The sequence below is a fragment of the Actinomycetota bacterium genome, assembly GCA_018333515.1.
In the GTDB taxonomy this organism is placed as follows: domain Bacteria; phylum Actinomycetota; class Aquicultoria; order Aquicultorales; family Aquicultoraceae; genus Aquicultor.
In genome coordinates, this window is record JAGXSZ010000002.1 from 18,317 (window position 1) to 37,673 (window position 19,357).

Below are 19,357 nucleotides of genomic sequence, written 5' to 3' on the forward strand. Positions count from 1 at the left end.
GCATAAAGTATCTTCTCGCGGGAAACCGTGTATTGTGCGAGTGGCTCGGCATGGAGCCGGCTCCGCCGAACGCGTTCGCCAAAGACCTGAAGTTTTCCATCCCCTACGAAAACGGGATAAATCTAGTGCCGACCGAGGTTGAAGAGGTATCCCGGGATAAGAAGGAATTCAAGTTTGCGCTGGACACGCGGTACGAATTCGTGCAGCGGCGGGCCTATTACCGGCTCGCTAATCCGTTGATGTCGGTACAGTATAAGACAGGTGTCGGCACGTTCCAACCGGCTTTAGTGGAGGATATCGGGGGCGGCGGCATCGGTATTATCGTCGACCGGATCATCAAGAGAAGCACTACGGTAGACCTGGAGATGATTCTGCCGGGCGGCGGCGTAGTACACGCTATCGGCGAAGCCGTCCGGGTGTCGGCCGCACGAAAAGAGAAGGGGTATCTTATCGGCGTTAACTTCAGGCGCATCAGTGAGGTCAATCGCGACAAGATAATAAAGTATGTCTTCGAAGAGCAGCTCTTAAAAGAGCGCTTGGGGGATTAGCGCCGTGAGCATATTCGAACGTTCCGTAGCGGAGAAGCGCTTCGCTATTGGCTTGCCGGCTTATTGGGTACAATTATCATAACATCGAGGCGGCGACCTAACGATCAGGGGTATTCGCTTTGCTGTTTTAGGTTCACGGTGCACACGCATGCGTGCAATTCGTGCAGAGTCTGTCAATTTCGGCCGTTGAAGGGGGAATTATGTCACACATACACTTGCCGGACGGTGTTATCCCGGTGTTCTGGTGGATTGTCGGGTACGTGCTGACCGCCGCGATGCTGGGTTTGGCAATTTCGCGCACAAAATCGACCGAGGCGAGGCGCAAAGTGCCCCTGCTTGGAATAATAGCCGCCATCATGCTTATCGGACAGTCGATACCGCTCGGATTTATCCCGTTTCACTTAGGCCTTGCCGTTCTCGCGGGCATTGTCCTCGGCCCGTGGCTCGGTTTTATGGCGGCTTTTATCAGCAATATGTTTTTGGCGCTGATAGGGCACGGAGGCATTACGGTAGTAGGGCTTAATACCATGGTCGTGGGAAGCGAGGTCATTATCGGATACCTGCTCTACGGCATGGTTCGCCGGGCCATCGCCAGGCCCGTATTGCCGGTGGTTTTGGCAACGACGCTCACGCTTATTATTACGATAACCTTTATGGTGGGAGTCGTGGCCATAGCCCAAGTAAATCCCGCGCTTATTCTGATGGGGGAAGAGGAGGGTGCTATCAGGGAGAGTGTCGTCGATTCGCCCGCCGCCATATCCCTGCGAAGGTTCATCACGCTTATTGTGCCGATAGCGGCTATCGGCATAGCTATCGAAGCGCTCGCCACCGGATTAATCGTAAAGTTTATCATGGGGGTGCGCCCCGATATTGTCGGAGCACCGGCTAGAGAACGCGGGGGCCGATGACTTTGGGAGAGATCTTTTGGATATAGCGTTCATCGATAATCTCGCGTACAATCGCGACAGCGTTATGCACAAGGCGTCGGCCCTCTCGAAGGTCACAATGGTGGCGCTCGTTATTGCGGCTGTTGTCATCAGCACCGAGGCTTTAGTCTTCGTTATCGCCCTGGCTATTTTGCTGACGACGTTCTCGATATCGAATCTCCCGGTGCTGCGGATTCTGCCGTTCGCGGGGTACGCGTTTATATTTAGTCTAATCTTCGCAGTCAGCAGCATCGGCGGCGGAATTACCCCCATCGTGGTCATCCTTAAAGCGGTGACAGCCGCGGTATCCATGCTTTTGCTGATAACCACGACCCCATATCCCCAGATATTCGCTTTGGGCCGCAAGATTTTTCCGACCATCCTACTAGACGCGATGCTGGTGACATACCGCTCGTTTTTTATACTGATGGAGCAGGTGGAAAGGGTGATAATCGCGCTTCGCATGCGAGGCGGGTATTCGCCGCTGCGAGTCGTGGGGAACCTCGATATCATGGGGAAAGTCGTCGGCCATGGTTTCATCCATGCGTGGGAGCTGAGCGAGAATATGCAGAACGCGATGCTCATCCGGGGCTACCGTGGCGGGATGCCGGTCAGCGCGGCTCGGAAACATTCTATAAAATACAGCCTGTTGCCGGTCTTATTGGGCGCTACCGTCCTTGCAACGGCGGTGTTTGCATGAGCGAGATAGCCAGAATAGGGTGTGTCAGCCACACCTACCCCGACCGGACGACCGTCAAGATATGCGGGCTTGAGTTTAGTGTCATGGAAGGGGAAAAAGTCGTAATACTCGGCCCCAACGGGTCGGGCAAGACGACGCTGCTCCAACATTTGATGGGGTTGCTCAAACCGGTCGAAGGAGAAGTCCGGGTCTTCGGTGTCGACCCCGGCAAGCATTTCAACGATATCATCGAGAATTACGGTGTCGTCTTCCAACACGTCGAAGACCAACTCGTCGCGCCGACTGTCTGGGATGACATCACCTTCGGCCCCCGAAATTTCGGCTATCCCGAAGATAAGTTAGAATCCCTGGCCAACGAGATAATCGAGCGGATTGGGATAGCGGACCTTAAAACAAAGATACCGCACTATCTTAGCGGCGGCGAAAAGAAAAAGGTGGCGCTGGCCGGGGCGATGGTGGCCCACCCAAAATTGCTAATTCTCGATGAGCCGTTTGAGGGTCTCGACCCGAAATCGAAGCACGATATGCTCATGCTCTTGAACGAGTTCAATCGGATCTATGGGACGACGATTATCTTGACCACGCACGATATCAATATCGTCCCGGTCTTCGCCGACCGCGCATACGTCATGGTGCGAGGCAATATTATCTTAAGCGGCGCCCCGCAGGATGTCTTTACCGAGGCGGAACTATTGCGCTCGATAAATCTCGAGCCGCCGCTCCTTACGGTGCTCATCTCCGGGTTGCGCGACCGGGGTGTATCCATAGATTACACCAACGACCAAGAGAAGTTACTCGACGAAATAGTCGCGTTGACAAAAAAGCCTTAAACGCGGGATTATTCGGCTTACCATAAGGCTTCTATCACCAAGGGGTACGAGAAATTGGAGCGTCGCGGCGCCGTTTTGAAAAGCGGCTGACGGCCCCGTTGTGAAAAGCATCCGATGGCACGGCGCCGCGACACTCGTATGGCCGGTCTAGTCCCGCATCATCTGGTAGAGCATTTTGCAGACCTCGGCTCTCGTCGCCGAAGTATTCGGCCTGAAAGTCCCGTCCTTATATCCCGAGATGATGACTTTTACTTTGGCGGTCACTATGTAGCGCAACGCCCAGTGCTCGCCGCAATCGCTGAAACCGCACGGTCCTTGCGAGAGGCTGTAGCTGTTAGCGAGGCATATTATCTTACTCAATTCCGCCCTGGTGATCTTCTTCTCCGACCCGAAACTCCCATCAGGATAACCCGATATGGCGCCACGCGCGCGCGCGGTCTCGATAAACCTGAAAGCCCAGTGGTCTTGCGCCACGTCGTTGAAGGAGGGCGGGGTGGAGGAGCTTTCGAGGTTCCAGCCTTTCGCCAGGCAGACCATTTTGGCGAACTCGGCGCGCGTTATCTCCCGGTTCGGCTTGAATGTTCCGTCATCGTAGCCGCCGACGACATCGGTGTCGACCATCGCTCTTACATAACTGTAGAACCAGTCGTCTAACATCACATCACTGAAGCCCTTCTTCTGTGCTCCTTTCTCGGCGATTTCTTTGTCTTTGGGAGCTGCTTTAAGCAGGTCTGACAGCTGTGCGGCGGTGCCGCCACCGCCACCACCGCCACCGCCACTAGATGGATTTGTCGTCGATGGGGTTGTGCTACCGCCGCCAGGTGTGCTCGTGTCGGTGCTAGGCGGGCTAGCCGGCGGTTTGTACATCGAATAGGTGTGATGGCCGTTGTCCGGAACCTTATCATATGATTTCGGTAGAGTCGTTTCCGATGCGGATGCCTCGAAGACCTCCATTTTCCAGTCGAACTTCTCTATGTTGCCGAACCAGCTTAGAGGGATGAAACCCTGCACAATATCGCCGCTCGCCAGTTGCGTCACGGCAGGGGAGATATGTTTAGCGAGTGTTCCGCTTTGTTTGTCATGAACGAGCAAAAAAAGCGCCCCGTTAATTTCATCTAACTCGATTATGTAATCGAATCCGTCGGCGCCTTCAATGCCGGTCGACCGGTTTTGGTCGGTGTCGAGAAAGAAGCAGATGCGCTGGTTCGCGAGGTCTGTTTTAGCGAAGGGTCTATGCGTGCTGAATGCAAACAGCATCATATCCTGCCCGTTATCCGACATCATGACCTCTTTGATATCTATCGGCTTATTCTCGTCGGGGTCAGACCACAGCATATGATAGTTATTGGGCGCTGTATAATCTTGCGCAAGCACCGGCACCCCCGGCGCAAGCGTTACCACCATAGCCATTATCAACAAAACAACGGTGTATTTTTTCAATTTTGACGCTCCTTTCAGTCCCGCCTGAACCTTCAGGCCTATGTAAACCTATGCTTGGTTGTATATTAAGCCGATAGTCTATGCATACTGTTGCAACCCCTACCAGCAGTTATCAGCATACCGTTTGCTTATTAAGCCGGTATCAAGCTCCTGGAGCTACTAGCTTTTACCCCTGGTCGGGCTTTTTAAACAATGATTCCCGCAAGAGAATTCGATATTGTGACCAGTGCTTATGGCTAAAATTAGCGGAATTCCGGGGGCTAGGCGCGTCTTTGCGCTAGCAGAGAGTTTCTTCAAGCGGCAAATTACAAATAAAATAAGGCCTTATAATGTTGGATAATGGTCGAATCTGCGCTATACTAAAGGCTGGATAAAGCACTATAAGATGTACATGTCTCTATTTTTTTGTGCTATATTGAGAAAGTTTACACATATCGATTTATAGCACGGATAGCGCGAATCGGTTTGGAAATGGTAAGGACCATCGTGCGATGGATTAGAAGAGGTGAAGTTTTTTGAAGGGTAAAATCATAATTGCCTTGCTTATCGTAGCGGTAATCGTTGGCGCAGGATACGGCAGCTTTAGGGCCAAGAAGCAGTATGTCGAGCAGACGGCCATAGCTGAAAGCAAAGGGGATTTTGCGACCGCTATCAAGCACTTCAACAAAGTGGTACTGATCGAGCAGCTCAATCCGGTCAACATGGGAAAACCGACCGCGTCCGCGCATGTCTACAGGGCTCGGCTCTACTTCAACAACGGTGAGGTCAACAAAGCGCTGGAAGACCTAAATACAGCCGTAAAGATGGACAAGAAAAACCCTGAAGCACACTTCGGCATCGCGCTCATCAGGCTCCAAGAAGGCGACCTGAAGCAAGCAGAAAAAGCGCTGAGCATCGTTATTAAAGAGAGCCCGAAATGGGTAGAGCCGTATCTGAGCCGCTCGGTTGCGTACAGGAAGCTCGGTGAAAAAGATAAGGCCAAGGCCGACTTGGAGAAAGCCTTGAAGTTGGACCCGAAGAACGTGGCCGCTCAAACCGCGCTCGAGTTTCTTGAATAGAAAGTCTAGCGAATAGATAGTCCATAAAAGCCCGCGCATGCGCGGGCTTTTTTTAATAGTAAAAGAACAAGAATCTCAATGGAACAGTTTCTGAAAGGGAAGATTCAGTCCTAGTTGAACGTCAATATCATAATTCGGGCGGCAAAAAACCGGATTTTGAGGCATAAGCGCCTTCTGGTAAAGTAGTTATGTTATGTTTAGCGGTAAATTTCCAGAATTATCCAAGGGAGGTATAAGCGATAGGCGAGAGACTAGACTTCGACAACTTAAGAGCATCGCTTGAACACCCGGTCGTGGGGGAGCTCAACCGGCTCTTTGAAGAGGCGGGGAAGGCGCTATATTTGGTAGGCGGGTCGGTTCGCGACGCGTTGCTCGGCCAAGTCCATGACGACCTCGATTTCGCCACCGACGCCCAGCCCGAGCAAATCATAAAAATCGTCAAGCCCTGGGCCGATAATCTGTGGCTCATCGGCATAAAATTCGGGACGGTCGCTCTCGGAAAAGGTCGATTGAAGATAGAGATTACCACACTCCGCAGCGAGCGCTATGAAGACGCAAGCCGGCATCCGGTTGTCGCGTTCGAGAGCGGGATAGAATTGGATTTGTCGCGCCGGGACTTCACCGTAAACGCGATGGCGCTGGACCGCGCCACAGGCGAGCTGATAGACCCTTTCCATGGCCAAGATGACCTGGTAAAACGGTTGTTACGCACCCCGCTCGGCCCCGAGCGGAGTTTCTTGGATGACCCGCTTCGCATGATGCGCGCCGTTCGCTTTGTCTCGACGATGGGGATGGATTTGTCCGATGAGACCAGGGATGCGATAAGGCGATACAAGGGTGAGCTGGCGCGGGTGTCGAGCGAGCGCGTGCGCGATGAGTTCTCTAAGATTCTCACGGGCGGCGAGCCGTCAAAGGCATTGCGCCTGCTTATCGAGACCGGCCTGAGCGATGAGTTCGTCCCTGAGATATCGCGGCTGAAGGTCGCTCAAGACCCTGATTACCACCATAAAGATGTTCTGGAGCACACCTTGCTCGTAGTCGAACGCACCGAGCCTGAGCTGGCGCTTCGCTTGGCCGCGCTCTTTCATGATATCGGCAAGCCCGATACTAGGGAGATAATAGAGGGTAAAGTGACCTTCTACAACCACGACCACGTTAGCGCCTATGCGGCCAAGAAAAGGTTGCGCGCACTCAAATATCCGAAAGCGCTCATCGACGAGGTCTATGAGCTTATCTACCAGCACATGCGTGTCTACACTTATCGCATGGGCTGGACCGACAAAGCGGTTCGAAAGTATATTCGCGACGCCGGTAGTTTGCGCGAGAAGCTCAACGCGCTTATCCGAGCCGACTGTACGACTAAGAACCCGCGAAAGATGAATCAGTCGCTTCGCGTCCTTGATGAGCTGGAAGAACGTATCGTCGAACTCGAGGCGGCAGAGGAGACGGCGAAGATACGCCCCCCCGTCGACGGCAACGAGGTTATGGAGTATTTGGGTATCGGCCCGGGCCCGCTGGTCGGCGAGATAATGCGCTTGCTGCTCGAAGCGCGGCTTGACGGCGAAATCAGCACTAAAGAGGAAGCGTTAGTGCTTGTCGACACGTGGGCAAGGGACAAGGGGCTCAAGGGATAAGCGACCCACCCCTACTTCCCCAACCGCTTACCTGCGAAAAGAGGAGGAGGGAGGAGCCTCGCGGTTTGCTATAGAACAAGTGTTTGAGTTTCGCGGGAGCCGGCGCGTCTAGCCTTGGTTGTTTCGCGCCGACGCCGGATTGTCCTCGTGCGAGCCGGATATGCGCATAAGCCACTGAACCCAAGTCTTTCCAGTAAGAGCCTTCAACCGTCATAAATTGATACGAGGTCTCAGTCTCAATTGAGGGCAAAATCGGGGGAAAGAGGGAAGGGGGCGCACCCGCGTTTTAGTCGCGCGGGCAAGCTAAACTGCGCTATGATTGGTCATAGGCCGAGGCGTGTTACATAGATATCCCATACGCTTAGCGGCTCGGAGAGGACGGTTATCTCGCATGGCAGGTGTTTATTGAGGTACCCCTCGAGTTCCCGGCGGTCGAATTCGACAGCCGCACTCTTATACGGAAAGCGACTGTTGCCGGCTGTTAACCCAAGATAAACACGGTCGATTTCTTTATTGCTTCGACCGGCGAGTCGAATCTTCCCCTTTAACTCATTGAGGATACGCGGCATTACCGTTTGTGTTCCCCTGTTTTCACAATCGATAGTAATCGACACGAAGCGCGAGTTTCTACCCGAACTACCGTCTTTATGGCGCTTATTGCCGTGCTGTGTCGATATCGCGGATGTGCGACGCGCCCCGCCGGTGCTCCGCGCGACGGTTTTTTCCGCCGTTGCGGCGGCCCGTATCGCTTGCGCCGCCAGCCGGGCCATGCCGTTGCGGTTTTTAATCGGGATGCCGGCGCGCGGAAATCGCGCGATCGTGCTATCTATGTTGTTGTCTCGAAGCACCTCTTCGAGCAGCTTGAGCGGCACGGCGTCTCGCGTAAACCAGTGCGCGGCGTAAGTCTCCCCCGCGTGATTCGTGACGGGGACAATCAAGATATCCGGCGCGAGCGCGAGAGACCCGACGTGATGGGCGCCGTCGAAAATAACGCAGCGTATTACGCCGGCCGCGCGAAGTCGCTTCACCGCGCGCTCTCCCCACTTGCCGCCGCGAAGAGTATCCGAGGCGGTCGCCTCGACAATCGCATCTACCTTTCCGGCCGCGGCGGCCGCGTCGATTGCTTCGATGAGTCTCCTCCGCGCCGCCCCGCTTTTGCCGACGAGGTCGAGCGGCTCGATGGTCGCGATTACGAAGCCGCCGGCTTTCCGCGGCCGTTCCAGGCTTGCGAGGTTCGAGGATGAGACGACGGTTATGTCGTCGTTTATCAGGGCGGTGAGCTTTGCGGGGGAAAGCGAAGTCGGTCTCGGTAAGTCGTCGGCCTTGGAAACGGATACGAGGTCGATACGTGAGAGAATCGCCCCCGCGATAAAGGATTGCCCGTTTTGGATGATGGGAGAGCGGGTCCACGGGCCGTTTTGCAGCGCGAGGATGCCGATGGCGGTGGGCGCGAGCACCACGATAAGGAGTGTCGCTAGTATGAGTCTTCGCTTCGCGCCGCCCCGCATTGGACTTCCCTTCTAAAACGTTATAAGACAATCGTTCTTTTATTTGAGTTTTCCCCAGAATTCGGGATAATAACTATCAGGGCACTTATTGCCAAACATGATACGGGCGTTTAGCTCAGCGGGAGAGCACTGCCTTCACACGGCAGGGGTCACTGGTTCAATCCCAGTAACGCCCACAGGTCAGAGGCCTGGAATCGCCAAGATTGGGGTTCTAGGCTTTTATCGTAAGCATATCCCCAATGTAAATCGTAGCAGGCAAGCCCGTCGTTATTAAAAAAAGCCCAAAACGGTTATCATCTAAAGTAGATGTTCCAGCGTATTACGGTGCCTTGTAGATTTTATGCTAGCGATTGAGGTATTGATGAACGGCGGAAAGCGGTTTTTGCACGCGGCTCTGCGCCTCATGGGCGCGATGATAAATTTTGTTGCCGTCTCCCTGCTGGTATTCTTTGTCACCCTCTACCTTACCGATTCATTCATGTTTACCGATATCTCGACCTCGTGCGTGACGTGTAAGAAGCCGGGCTTTGAGCTGGCGAGCCCCTTTCACGATGTCAACGGTGACGGAAAAATCACGGTCGATGAATGGCGGGTCGTTATCTCTCCGACTACGACCAATCCGAAGGTAGAGCCCGAACTCAACCCGACCGAGCAGCAGCGCGTCGCCCTCGAGCGTGTTAACTACTATCGCGACTTCGTCGGCCTCAAGGACGTCACGCTCAACGAGGCGATAAACAAGGCCGCGCAAGCCCATGCTAAATATAACGTCGCCCACACCCAGTCCGGGCACGACGAGTCGCCCGACAAAGAGGGATTCACCGGCATATGGCCGTGGGACCGGATAAAATTCTTTGGATATGATAATTTCACTTACGCTACCGAGGTGGCTAGCATGCGCTGGGCCTCACACGACTACTTGCTCCAAATCGACCCGAAGTGGGCGGTCGACGGTTGGGTCGACACCGTCTACCATCGCCTTCCGATAATAAGCCCGCGGGTCTTCGAGGCGGGTTTCGGCGCCGCCAAAGTCGAGAAGCGTCTCGCCTATGTGATGGACTTCGCCAACCCGGGTTTTTCCGAAGTAAAAAGGGTGGTACACTATCCGGTCGACCGGCAGAGCGACGTGCCTTTTGAGTTCAAAGGGGATGAGATTCCCGACCCGCTTCCGGGGAAGAAATACCCCGTCGGCTACCCCATAACCGTCACGTTTAACGGATACGGGAGTATAAAGATCATCGGTTACGAAGTGCGCGACTCCAACGGGGTTAGTATCCCGTGTTATCGGCTGTTGCCCTACTCCGACCGGTTTATCAGGGACTCGCTGGCGCTCATCCCGAAGGCGCCGCTTGAGCGCGGAACGGCATATGAGGTAAAGATAGAAGCGCTTGCCGACGATGACCCTATCCACCTGGATTGGTCGTTTACGACGAGCATCTCGGCGCGCGATTAGTTTGAAGGGATTATTCTGAAACATCGGGGAGGTGGCGTACTGACAATATCCGACCTTGAAAGACTCGAGCTTGAGGCTATGGCGAATACGATTCGCCGGGATATCATCGGCATGCTGGTTTCCGCCGGAAGCGGGCATGCCGGCGGCCCGCTCGGGATGGCGGAGGTCTTTACCGCACTCTATTTTCACATCATGAGACACGACCCCGTCAACCCCGACTGGGGGGAGCGCGACCGGCTCGTGCTCTCGAACGGGCACATCTGCGCGGTACGCTATGCGGCGATGGCGCGATCGGGCTACTTCCCCATCGACGAGTTGCCGACCTATCGCAAAATCGATTCCCGATTACAGGGGCATCCCCATAACCTCTCCCTGCCCGGCCTGGAGAATACCGGCGGCCCCCTCGGGCAAGGGCTGTCACAGGCTATTGGGAGATGCCTGGCGGCGCGGATGGACGATAAGGATTACCGGGTTTATTGCGTGATGAGCGATGGTGAGCACGACGAGGGGCAGACCTGGGAGGCGCTCATGTTCGCGGGCAACCATAGATTGCGTAACCTGACGACGCTATTAGACAGGAACAACATCCAAATCGACGGGCACACCGAAGACATCTTTCCTCTCGAGCCGCTACGGGCGAAATATGAGGCTGTCAATTGGCATGTGATAGAGATTGACGGGCACAATATTCGCCGGATAATCGAGGCGTGCGAGGAGGCCAAGGCGGTCTACGAGAAGCCGACGGTTATAATTTGCCACACGATTCCGGGCAAAGGGGTCGACTACATGGAAAACGAGTCTGAGTGGCACGGCAAAGCGCCCTCGGCCGAGATGGGTGAGCGCGCGATAGGGCAGCTGCGCGCCGAGGGCGCGCGGATACGGAATGAGATAGAGAAGTTGAGGGGATAAGGGATTTAAGATTCGAGAAGTGTAATGCGGAATTGCGGTGCATGACTGCTAGATTATCACGCTTAAGGGGGTTATGAAAATCGTCAACCACGACGTCTGTCTGGTCGAGCCGTTATTCGGCGACGATATTGAGAAAGAGGCTACGCGCGACGGGTATGGCCGGGCGCTCCTGGAGCTTGGCGAAACCGACCCCGATGTAGTGGTGCTGAGCGGGGATTTGACCGAGTCGACCCGGACAATCGAATTCTCCAAGCGCTATCCCGAGCGCTTTATCGAAGCGGGTGTCGCCGAGCAGAACATGGCGGGTATGGCCGCGGGCCTCGCGTTTGAGGGGAAGATACCTTTTGTCAGTTCGTTCGCGGTCTTCTCGCCGGGCAGAAACTGGGACCAGATACGGGTCGGCATCTGCTACAGCAAGGCGAACGTGAAAATCGCCGGCTCGCACACCGGCTTGACGACCGGCGGCGACGGCGCAACGCACCAGGCCCTCGAAGATATCGCGATGATGCGCTGCCTACCTAATATGGTCGTCCTGGCCCCATGCGACGCGGTCGAGACGAGAAAGGCGACTCTCGCCGCCGCAAGGCATAATGGCCCGGTATACATCCGCTTCGCGCGAGAAAAAACGCCGGTCTTCACGACGGAGGAGACCCCGTTTGAAATCGGCAAAGCGGTTGTGCTTAGGGAAGGCTACGACGCCGCCATCGTCGCGTGCGGTACGATGGTCTACCTCGCCCTGCAGGCCTCCGAAGGGCTTGCGGCATGCGGATTATCCGTAAGGGTGGTGGATAGCCCATCTATAAAACCCATCGATATCGAGACGATAGTCGCCGCCGCGAAAGAGACGGGGGCCATTGTGACCTGCGAGGAGCACCAGATTTACGGCGGTCTCGGCGGCGCGGTCGCGGAGGTGTCGGCAAAGCGTTTCCCGGTGCCGCAGGAGTTTGTCGGTGTCGATGATACCTTCGGCGAGTCCGGTGAGCCGCGCGAGCTGTGGGATAAATACGGTCTCACGGTCGAACATATCATGGAGGCCGTGACGCAGGCTGTCGCGCGTAAGGCTCGATGAAATAGCGGGTATATACAGCATGTACGGCGGAACAAAAAGAGGGGAGCGCTCCCCTCTTTTTGTGATTCCTGCGGCACATGTCTATGCGTGAGCCTTGCGCGTTTGGATGATTAATCGCAACTGCGGTCGCGTTTGCGGTCGCGGACGATGTTGTGCGCCGCGTCACGGATCATGTCGCTGAGCTGTTGGTGTGCTTGCCGGCGCGAGCCGCTTGTGCTAGATTCGGTCGTTGCGTTCATCGCTTGGGTCGAGCCGGTGGTGCTCGATGATATTGTGCTCGATGAAGTCGTGTTCAGGGTCGTCGAACTAGCCGGACTCGTGCTCGAGGTGGTAGCGTGGGCTGGTCGAACGCTCTTGACACATATGGTGTCACAGCCCTTGAAGTGCTTACCGCCATCGGTCATACCGGTGAGACATAGGTTCTGCTCGCCTATTTCGAGGTCGAGGTCTTCTGCTTTGAATATCAGCATCATGTCCGGCTTGCCGTCGCCGTTTAGGTCTGCGCGGACCCTAGGGATCGACGTCGGTGATGCGCCATCGAGCCTGATGCTGCCTCTCTTGACCTTTGAGACATCGAGCGACGCGCTACCGTATAGGAATACTCTCACCGCCATCGGCCGATCTTTGATGAGACAATCGGGCACAATGTCGATTCTAGCGGGTATGACGACCGTTGTTGTGGTTGTGGGTTGTGTGGTGGTCGTGGTCGGCGGCTGCGTTGTTGTTGTGGTCGGCGGCTGCGTTGTTGTTGTGGTTGTGGGTTGTGTGGTGGTTGTGGTCGGCGGCGCCGTGACGGTTATCGTCATCGAGGTCACTCCGAACGTATCGTCACCCGCGCTGCCGTCGTTGTCCGATGAGACGAACGCACCATTTAAGGCTATCGTTTGGGCTATCGCGGGCGCTGTGAGCGTGAAGCTAAAAGTTCGCGTGACCTTTGTCGAGTGGACGATTTCAGAGCCGGAGAGCATCGTGTTGGTGCCCGCGGTTAATGTTCCCGCCGTCACACCGAAATCGATGCCCGCTCCCGTCGTGGACGAACCGCCAACGACCGTTACCGTGTACAGGGCGCTCTCTCCTGTAGTCAGGCTTGCCGGCCCGACAATAGTCGCGGTAGGCTTCGGCGTTCCCGTAGAGTGACAACCGCCATTGCCGCAACCAGTCGTCGTCCTGCCCGCAAAGCCTCCGGTTAGTGCTGAAACGGTAGCGTAACTCGCCAATACCATTATGAGCGCGCCGCCAAGAATGAACCAAATTCTTTTTCTCATAAATTCACCTCCTTTGCCGAGACTATGCTTAGTAAATGCCGTGAATCTAAACCGCCTCTTTCAAGCGTCACCCGTGAGATGGGGCGGCCCGTGGCGGTTACGGCTATGCAAATTTTTCCCGAAGCGGCATCGACTAAACTAATATTTTCCCTGCTCTATATGGCATAAAGTGGTTGTTTGGCACTGCTTGCGCTTGATGGAGAACCGCCGATTGCGTTTCCGCCGCCCCATGCTTCGAAGCCTAAAAGTTTAATAAAAGCGCGGGACAGCATAGCTTTTTTCGCAAGAAACACAGAAAACGGCGTCCGGTGACAGGAGAGCGCCGCCACAGTATTGAAATTCATATCCATATTAGGCGTGAGCTGTGTTGAAAACCAACGGAGTGAATTTTCTTGTCCGCAGCTTGACCTGCCGGAGCCTGCAAGGAGTACCGTCACTTTGTGGTAGCCATATCAAGCCTGAGGTCGCCCGAGAGCACAGCGCCAGCCGTATATTTGGAGCCGTAGCACCCACAATGGGTGCAAGCAACCTAATGTTCGATGGTTCGATTTGGGGAGATATTATGGTTGAAAACCATGCATACGCGAGTATCTACGACATCTCCGTCGGCATCCATGAGTCGATGCCGACCTGGCCGGGCGACCCGGGCTTTGAGCGCGCGCCGGTCCATTCGATAAGCGAGGGGGCGTCCTCGGATGTCTCGGTCATTCGGATGGGCAGCCACACCGGCACGCACGTCGACGCGCCCGCCCATTTCTTACAGGGGGCGCCGACAGTCGAGCAGCTGCCGCTCGATGTGCTCGTCGGTGAGGCGGTGGTCATCGAGGTTAAATCGGAACAAAGCATCACACCGCAAGAGCTGAAAGCCGCCGGGATTGTCGGGGAGACCCGGGTGCTTTGCAAGACTAGAAACTCGGCCCTTTGGGAGAGCCCCGAATTCACCGCCGATTTCGTCTACTTCACACCGGAAGCGGCGGAGTACCTAGCCGAGTCGGGAGTGAGACTCGTCGGAATAGACTACCTCTCGGTCGGCGCGTATCATCAGGGAATCGGGGTTCATCGCGCGTTTCTTAAGAGCGGCATCGTCATAGTCGAGGGACTCGATCTATCAGGGGTCGAGGTTGGTCGCTACGAGATAATGTGCTTGCCGCTAAAGATCATAGGAGCCGATGGCGCGCCGGCGCGAGTGCTGCTCGGCCGGCGGTAATTATTTACCGTTTCGCTTCTCGTACCGGTGCCGGAGCCATACCGATACCGCGTTCATCGAGAGTAAGACGATGAGCAGGACAATGATCGCAGCGGCGGCCAGGTTGCTGAATTCGGCTTGCGGGCGTGAGACCCAACTGAAAATCTGAATCGGTAAAACCGTGAACCCGTCGAACGGGCTTCTCGGGGCGAACGCGACGAACGAAAGGGCACCGATGAGGATGAGCGGAGCGGTCTCCCCGATAGCGCGCGATACTGTAAGGATAGAGCCGGTGAAGATGCCGGAGAGCGCCGCGGGCACCACTATGTGGCGTATCGTCTGCCACTTTGTCGCGCCCATGGCCAGAAAGGCCAGGCGGAGCGAACTCGGCACACTTCGAAGCGCCTCGCGCGAAGTGATTATCATGATGGGGAGAACGAGCAGAGTCATTGTGAGCGCGCCCGCTAAGACGGTGCGACCGAGCATCATGCCGCGCACAAAAATGGCGAGCCCGAGGATACCATAGACAATGGACGGTACGCCGGCGAGGTTGGCGATATTGATATCTATGAAATTCATCAACCGGTTCTTAGGGGCATATTCCTCCAAGAAGATGGCGGTTGCGACGCCAATCGGAAATGTGAGGAGCGCCGTTATCGAGGTTACCCACAGGGTTCCCATCAATGATGAGTGGATACCCGCGCGCTCCGGTATGCGCGACGGGAAGCTAGACAGGAATTGGAAGTCGAGCCAGCCGAGGCCTTTGCGGAAAACGTCGAACAACAAAGCCGCCAGCACGATTAGCGCAAACGCCGTTGCCATGAGAACCAGGCCGTGGAAGGCCACATCGAGCCTAGCCCTTCGTTTCAGTCGTCTTTTGAACGCCAATGATTCCTCTTCCACTACTCGTACACCTCCCGGTAGCGACGGGTCACCAGTTGCCCCAAGATGTTCATCGCAAACGTTACAAGGAAAAGGAGCATGCCGACGGCGAAAATCGTCTTATATACTATTGTGCCGTGTGGCGTGTCGCCCATGCTCACTTGAACGATGTATGCCGTCATGGTCTGGATGCTTTCCAGGGGATTAAGGGTGAGTTTCGGCGTTGCGCCCGCAGCGAGGGCCACAATCATGGTTTCACCGATGGCACGGGATATCGCCAGGATGAACGAGGCCATGACGCCTGAGAGTCCGGCCGGCAGGACGATTTTTGTCGCCACCTCGAATCTGGTCGCCCCGAGCGCGAACCCCGCCTCGCGCAGCGAGCGCGGAACCGCGCCAAGAGCGTCTTCGCTGAGCGAGGAGACCATCGGGATTATCATGATGCCGACGACGATGCTCGCGCTGAGCGCGTTGAAGATGCTCAAATCCGGGATGAACGCGCGAAGGAGCGGGGTGACAAACATAAGGGCGAAGTAGCCGTAGACGACGGTCGGGATTCCGGCAAGCACCTCCAGCAATGGTTTGACCACCTTACGGACGCCCGGTTTTGCGTAGGTGCTAAGGTAGAGCGCGCTTGCCAGCCCGATAGGCAGCGCCACGAGGCTCGCCCCGACAAGGATGATTAGCGTTCCCGCGACGAGCGGCATGATACCGAAGTGTTTGTCGGCGAAGAGCGGTGTCCAACGCGTGTCGGTTAAAAATGCGACGAGCGGCACTTCCTGGAAGAACGAATATGTCTCCGTTACGAGCGATAAGATTATCCCTACCGTGGTCAGCACCGACATCAGGACGCAGCCGAGCAGAGCCGAATAGATGAGGCGCTCCTTGATCTTTCGCATTCTGACTTTGGCGGGCGGCAATTCGAACATTGTGTTTTTGGCTTTTTGTTCAGCGTTCAAAGACGTCACTCCTTGCGTTGAAAAGCTTTGGCATCACCGGCCGTATCGGTCGCCGGTGATGCCCTTGCCTCATGATATTGTAACATACGTCGATAAGCGCCCGCAGGGTTATTCGAGCAGCTTTAGGTTTTCCTCATACTCCGCGTCGTTGAGCGGTACGTAACCGACTTCGGCGACGAGCGCCCTGCCTTCGGTGAAGTAGAACCTCAAGAATTCCTTGACCTCCGGCCGCTCGATCGCCTTTTTGTTCACATAGATGAAGAGGGGTCGCGCGAATGGTTTATAGGTGCCGTCCATGATGGTGGTGTCGTTGGGCTTGACCTCGCCGTCTCCGGCATCGATCGCGAGTGCTTTGAGCTTGCTCGCGTTCTCCGCGTAATACGCGTAACCGAAGTAGCCCAACGCGCCTTTGTCGCCGGCTACACCCTGTACGAGCACATTGTCATCCTCGCTTGCCGTATAGTCGGTGCGGCTCGCGCCGGACTCGCCGTTAACGGTCTCGGTAAAGTAGTCGAAGGTACCCGAGTCGGTGCCCGGGCCGTAGAGCACGAGCTTTTCATCCGGCCAGCTGGAGCGAACCTCTTTCCAAGTCTTAATCGTGCTGTCCGGCGCCCATATCTTCTTGAGTTCGTCGACTGTTATGGATGTAGCCCAGTCATTGCCGTGGTTGACGGCGATCGAAATCCCGTCGTAGGCGATGGGTATCTCGACGTACTCGATACCGTTTTTCTCAGCCGCTTCCTTCTCCTCATCCTTTATGTGCCGGGACGCGTTATTGATGTCAATCTCGCCGGTGGTGAACTTCTTAAAACCGCCGCCCGTGCCCGACGTGCCGACCGTTACCTGAACGCCCGGGTTGGCAGCTATAAATTCTTCCGCCACCGCTTCGCTAATCGGGGCCACGGTACTTGAACCATCGATTTTAGTGGTGCCTGAGATCTCCGACTCGCCGGTGGCGCCCCCGGTGTCTGTTTTGCCGCCCGAGTTGCAGCCGACGACGGCTAGGGCGAGAACGAGCATTAGTGCGATAACGGCATAGAGTGAGTGCTTCTGTGATACGCGCGAAAATAGTCTCATGTAAACCTCCTACAAAATTTGTATGATGTGCGTTCTATGGGCCCTTCTTCGAACAGCACCTTGGTAAGCATAGCCGTGCTTCAACGGTATGTGGTGAAAAAGTTGTAACCATTTTGTTAAAAAAATGTTAACTGGCAATAAGCTTGGGGAGCGCCTAACGCGATGCCGGGACCGTCCGGCTTTCTAGTGCGCGAAAAGCCTGGTTCATCCGATATCCCGGGGCGTCTCGTTCGGGTTGGCGGGGAAGGTTACATAGAAGGTGCTGCCGATGCCAAGCGAGGTTTCAACGTCGATTATCGCGCCATGGTTTTCGGCGATGTGTTTGACGAGCGAGAGGCCGAGGCCAGTGCCGCCGGTCTCTCTGCTCCGGGCTTTGTCTACCCGGTAGAAACGCTCGAATATTCTCGGTATCTCGCGCTTGGCCAGTCCGATGCCGCTGTCGATGACCGCGAGTCTCGCAAGCCCGGCTACGCTCTCGACACGCACATTGATTTTTCCGCCGGCGGGCGTGTATCGAATCGCGTTGTCGACAAGGTTTCTGACCAAAGTAAAAATCTGCTCCCGGTCACCTGCGATACCGGGCACTTCGTTCGCGATATCCCAGTCAAGCTTAAGGTTGCTCGATGCCGCGAGTTGGGAGAAACTCGCGCAGACCTCGACGACGACTTCCTCTAGGTCGACCGGGATTCTTTCCGCGGTCTCCTGCGGGTTCTCAAGCTTGGAGAGGTCGATGAGTTCGCGCACTAAGCTGATGAGCGTGCTAAGCTCTTTGTCCAGGCGCATGATGAAGACCTTGCTCGAAGCGGGGTCCGTGTCGATGCTGCGCAGGAGATTATCGGACAAAAGCTTCAAACCGGTCAGCGGCGTCTTAAGCTCGTGCGATACGTTGGCTACGAAGTCTTTTCTTAATCGTTCGACCTGTTTCTGCTGGGTAATGTCGCGGATGACCACGAGCGTCTGGTCTTCGCCCAAGCTGTTCGTAATGGGCATGACGCGTATTCTTAGCTGCTTAAAAGGTGACTGTAGCGCCAACTCGTCTATGACCTCGCGCTTGTTCACCGCTGATTCTTGAATCGCATGGTCGAGGTCGTAGTTCTTGATGGAATGAACGACCTGATTGCCGATGACATCGGCGGTCGCCACACTAAATATGCCCTCGATGGAAGGGTTGGTCAGCACGACCTCGCCGTTCTGGTTTAATAGGAGGATGCCCTCGGCCATATTGTTGAAGATGAGGTCGGACTTGGCCTTCTCGGTACTCAATTCGTCGATGCGCGCCTTTAGTTTTTCGGCCAATTCGTTCAACGATTTCGACAGCTCACCTATCTCGTCGCCTTCGCGAACCGGCAATCTCTGCTCGAGGTCGTCGTTGGCCATCCGCTCGGCCATGACTATCATCCGCTTCAAAGGTGTCGTAAACGAGTTCGAAAGCATGTAGCTTGTTCCGATGACGAGCAGCGACGCGCCTATCGCGACGACGGCTATCAGATAATAGGCGAGGGACGAGCGGAGGACGATGCTGGTGACAGCAAAGGTCAAGACCGCCAGCAGTGTGTGGCTTACGACTAGTTTTCGCCCTATTCGCATGGAATTTTCTCCTCGGCTTGGAACTTATAACCGAGGCCGTGTACGGTCTGTATAAAGGAAAAGCGCGAGTGCTCTTCGATTTTGTTGCGGATGCGCCTTATGTGCACGTCGATGGTGCGGCTCGACGAGTAAAACTCATGGCCCCACACGCGCGCCGCCAAATCGTGACGTGTGAACAGGACACCGGGCTTTGAGGCGAGCACGTGAAGTAGTTGGAACTCTTTAAGGCGAAGCGAGATCTCGTTGCCGTCGACGGCGACCGAGTGTTTGGCCGGGTCGATTTTGATGTCTCCCAGTTCGATTATGGTCGGCTGGTTATTGAGCTTATG

At 55.5% G+C, this 19,357-nt stretch carries 18 protein-coding genes and 1 tRNA gene; 11 read left to right on the forward strand and 8 right to left on the reverse strand.

Features of this window, described 5'->3' with window-relative positions:
• The first annotated feature begins 32 nt into the window (after window positions 1–32).
• From KGZ93_00650 to KGZ93_00665, 4 genes are all read left to right on the forward strand, one after another.
• A complete protein-coding gene (locus tag KGZ93_00650) occupies window positions 33–548 on the forward strand; it encodes a PilZ domain-containing protein (GenBank protein ID MBS3908134.1) in 516 nt (171 codons plus the stop codon).
• A gap of 200 nt (window positions 549–748) precedes the next feature.
• Window positions 749–1,456 carry an energy-coupling factor ABC transporter permease gene (locus tag KGZ93_00655; protein MBS3908135.1) on the forward strand — a complete coding sequence of 236 codons (708 nt, stop codon included), beginning with the start codon at window positions 749–751 and terminating at the stop codon, window positions 1,454–1,456.
• A gap of 16 nt (window positions 1,457–1,472) precedes the next feature.
• Complete coding sequence (locus tag KGZ93_00660) at window positions 1,473–2,174, forward strand: hypothetical protein (GenBank protein MBS3908136.1); 702 nt, start codon at window positions 1,473–1,475, stop codon at window positions 2,172–2,174.
• Entirely contained in the window at window positions 2,171–3,004 is an 834-nt protein-coding gene (locus tag KGZ93_00665) for an ATP-binding cassette domain-containing protein (protein MBS3908137.1), read from the forward strand. Before KGZ93_00660 ends, KGZ93_00665 begins: the two co-directional genes overlap by 4 nt.
• A 147-nt stretch (window positions 3,005–3,151) precedes the next feature.
• Here the strand turns inward: KGZ93_00665 and KGZ93_00670 are convergent, their stop codons facing one another.
• Entirely contained in the window at window positions 3,152–4,444 is a 1,293-nt protein-coding gene (locus KGZ93_00670; GenBank protein MBS3908138.1) for an S-layer homology domain-containing protein, read from the reverse strand.
• A gap of 515 nt (window positions 4,445–4,959) precedes the next feature.
• Between KGZ93_00670 and KGZ93_00675 the strand changes: the two genes are divergently transcribed.
• Both KGZ93_00675 and KGZ93_00680 read left to right on the forward strand, forming a co-directional pair.
• The gene (locus KGZ93_00675; protein MBS3908139.1) at window positions 4,960–5,502 is read left to right on the forward strand and encodes a tetratricopeptide repeat protein; all 543 of its coding nucleotides are present in this window, start codon (window positions 4,960–4,962) and stop codon (window positions 5,500–5,502) included.
• 293 nt (window positions 5,503–5,795) lie between these two features.
• On the forward strand, window positions 5,796–7,136 hold the full coding sequence (locus tag KGZ93_00680) for a CCA tRNA nucleotidyltransferase (GenBank protein MBS3908140.1): 1,341 nt from the start codon (window positions 5,796–5,798) through the stop codon (window positions 7,134–7,136).
• Window positions 7,137–7,459: 323 nt separating this feature from the next.
• On the opposite strand, the gene KGZ93_00685 is transcribed toward KGZ93_00680, so the two are convergent.
• Window positions 7,460–8,644, reverse strand: a complete 1,185-nt coding sequence (locus KGZ93_00685) for a hypothetical protein (GenBank protein MBS3908141.1) — start codon at window positions 8,642–8,644, stop codon at window positions 7,460–7,462.
• 104 nt (window positions 8,645–8,748) lie between these two features.
• On the opposite strand from KGZ93_00685, the gene KGZ93_00690 reads away from it, so the two are divergent.
• From KGZ93_00690 to KGZ93_00705, 4 genes are all read left to right on the forward strand, one after another.
• Window positions 8,749–8,820 (forward strand) — tRNA-Val (locus KGZ93_00690).
• Window positions 8,821–8,984: 164 nt separating this feature from the next.
• A complete protein-coding gene (locus KGZ93_00695; protein ID MBS3908142.1) occupies window positions 8,985–10,094 on the forward strand; it encodes a hypothetical protein in 1,110 nt (369 codons plus the stop codon).
• A gap of 78 nt (window positions 10,095–10,172) precedes the next feature.
• Window positions 10,173–11,003 (forward strand): transketolase, encoded by an 831-nt coding sequence (locus tag KGZ93_00700; GenBank protein MBS3908143.1) that lies wholly within the window; start codon window positions 10,173–10,175, stop codon window positions 11,001–11,003.
• Window positions 11,004–11,076: 73 nt separating this feature from the next.
• The gene (locus KGZ93_00705; protein ID MBS3908144.1) at window positions 11,077–12,072 is read left to right on the forward strand and encodes a transketolase family protein; all 996 of its coding nucleotides are present in this window, start codon (window positions 11,077–11,079) and stop codon (window positions 12,070–12,072) included.
• Window positions 12,073–12,182: 110 nt separating this feature from the next.
• Here KGZ93_00705 and KGZ93_00710 read toward each other — a convergent pair whose 3' ends face one another.
• Window positions 12,183–13,337 (reverse strand): hypothetical protein, encoded by a 1,155-nt coding sequence (locus KGZ93_00710; GenBank protein MBS3908145.1) that lies wholly within the window; start codon window positions 13,335–13,337, stop codon window positions 12,183–12,185.
• A 562-nt stretch (window positions 13,338–13,899) separates the two neighbouring features.
• Here KGZ93_00710 and KGZ93_00715 point away from each other — a divergent pair.
• Window positions 13,900–14,544: a cyclase family protein gene (locus KGZ93_00715; GenBank protein MBS3908146.1), complete on the forward strand. Its 645-nt coding sequence runs from the start codon at window positions 13,900–13,902 to the stop codon at window positions 14,542–14,544.
• On the opposite strand, the gene pstA is transcribed toward KGZ93_00715, so the two are convergent.
• From pstA to KGZ93_00740, 5 genes are all read right to left on the reverse strand, one after another.
• Entirely contained in the window at window positions 14,545–15,426 is an 882-nt protein-coding gene (pstA, locus tag KGZ93_00720) for a phosphate ABC transporter permease PstA (protein ID MBS3908147.1), read from the reverse strand.
• Window positions 15,426–16,334 carry a phosphate ABC transporter permease subunit PstC gene (gene pstC, locus KGZ93_00725; GenBank protein MBS3908148.1) on the reverse strand — a complete coding sequence of 303 codons (909 nt, stop codon included), beginning with the start codon at window positions 16,332–16,334 and terminating at the stop codon, window positions 15,426–15,428. The genes pstA and pstC overlap by 1 nt, the downstream gene beginning before the upstream one ends.
• 138 nt (window positions 16,335–16,472) lie before the next feature.
• Window positions 16,473–17,384 (reverse strand): PstS family phosphate ABC transporter substrate-binding protein, encoded by a 912-nt coding sequence (locus KGZ93_00730; protein MBS3908149.1) that lies wholly within the window; start codon window positions 17,382–17,384, stop codon window positions 16,473–16,475.
• A 261-nt stretch (window positions 17,385–17,645) separates the two neighbouring features.
• Window positions 17,646–19,028: a HAMP domain-containing protein gene (locus tag KGZ93_00735; GenBank protein MBS3908150.1), complete on the reverse strand. Its 1,383-nt coding sequence runs from the start codon at window positions 19,026–19,028 to the stop codon at window positions 17,646–17,648.
• A partial coding sequence (locus tag KGZ93_00740) for a winged helix-turn-helix transcriptional regulator (protein MBS3908151.1) occupies window positions 19,019–19,357 on the reverse strand: 339 nt, incomplete at its 5' end. The genes KGZ93_00740 and KGZ93_00735, both read right to left, overlap by 10 nt.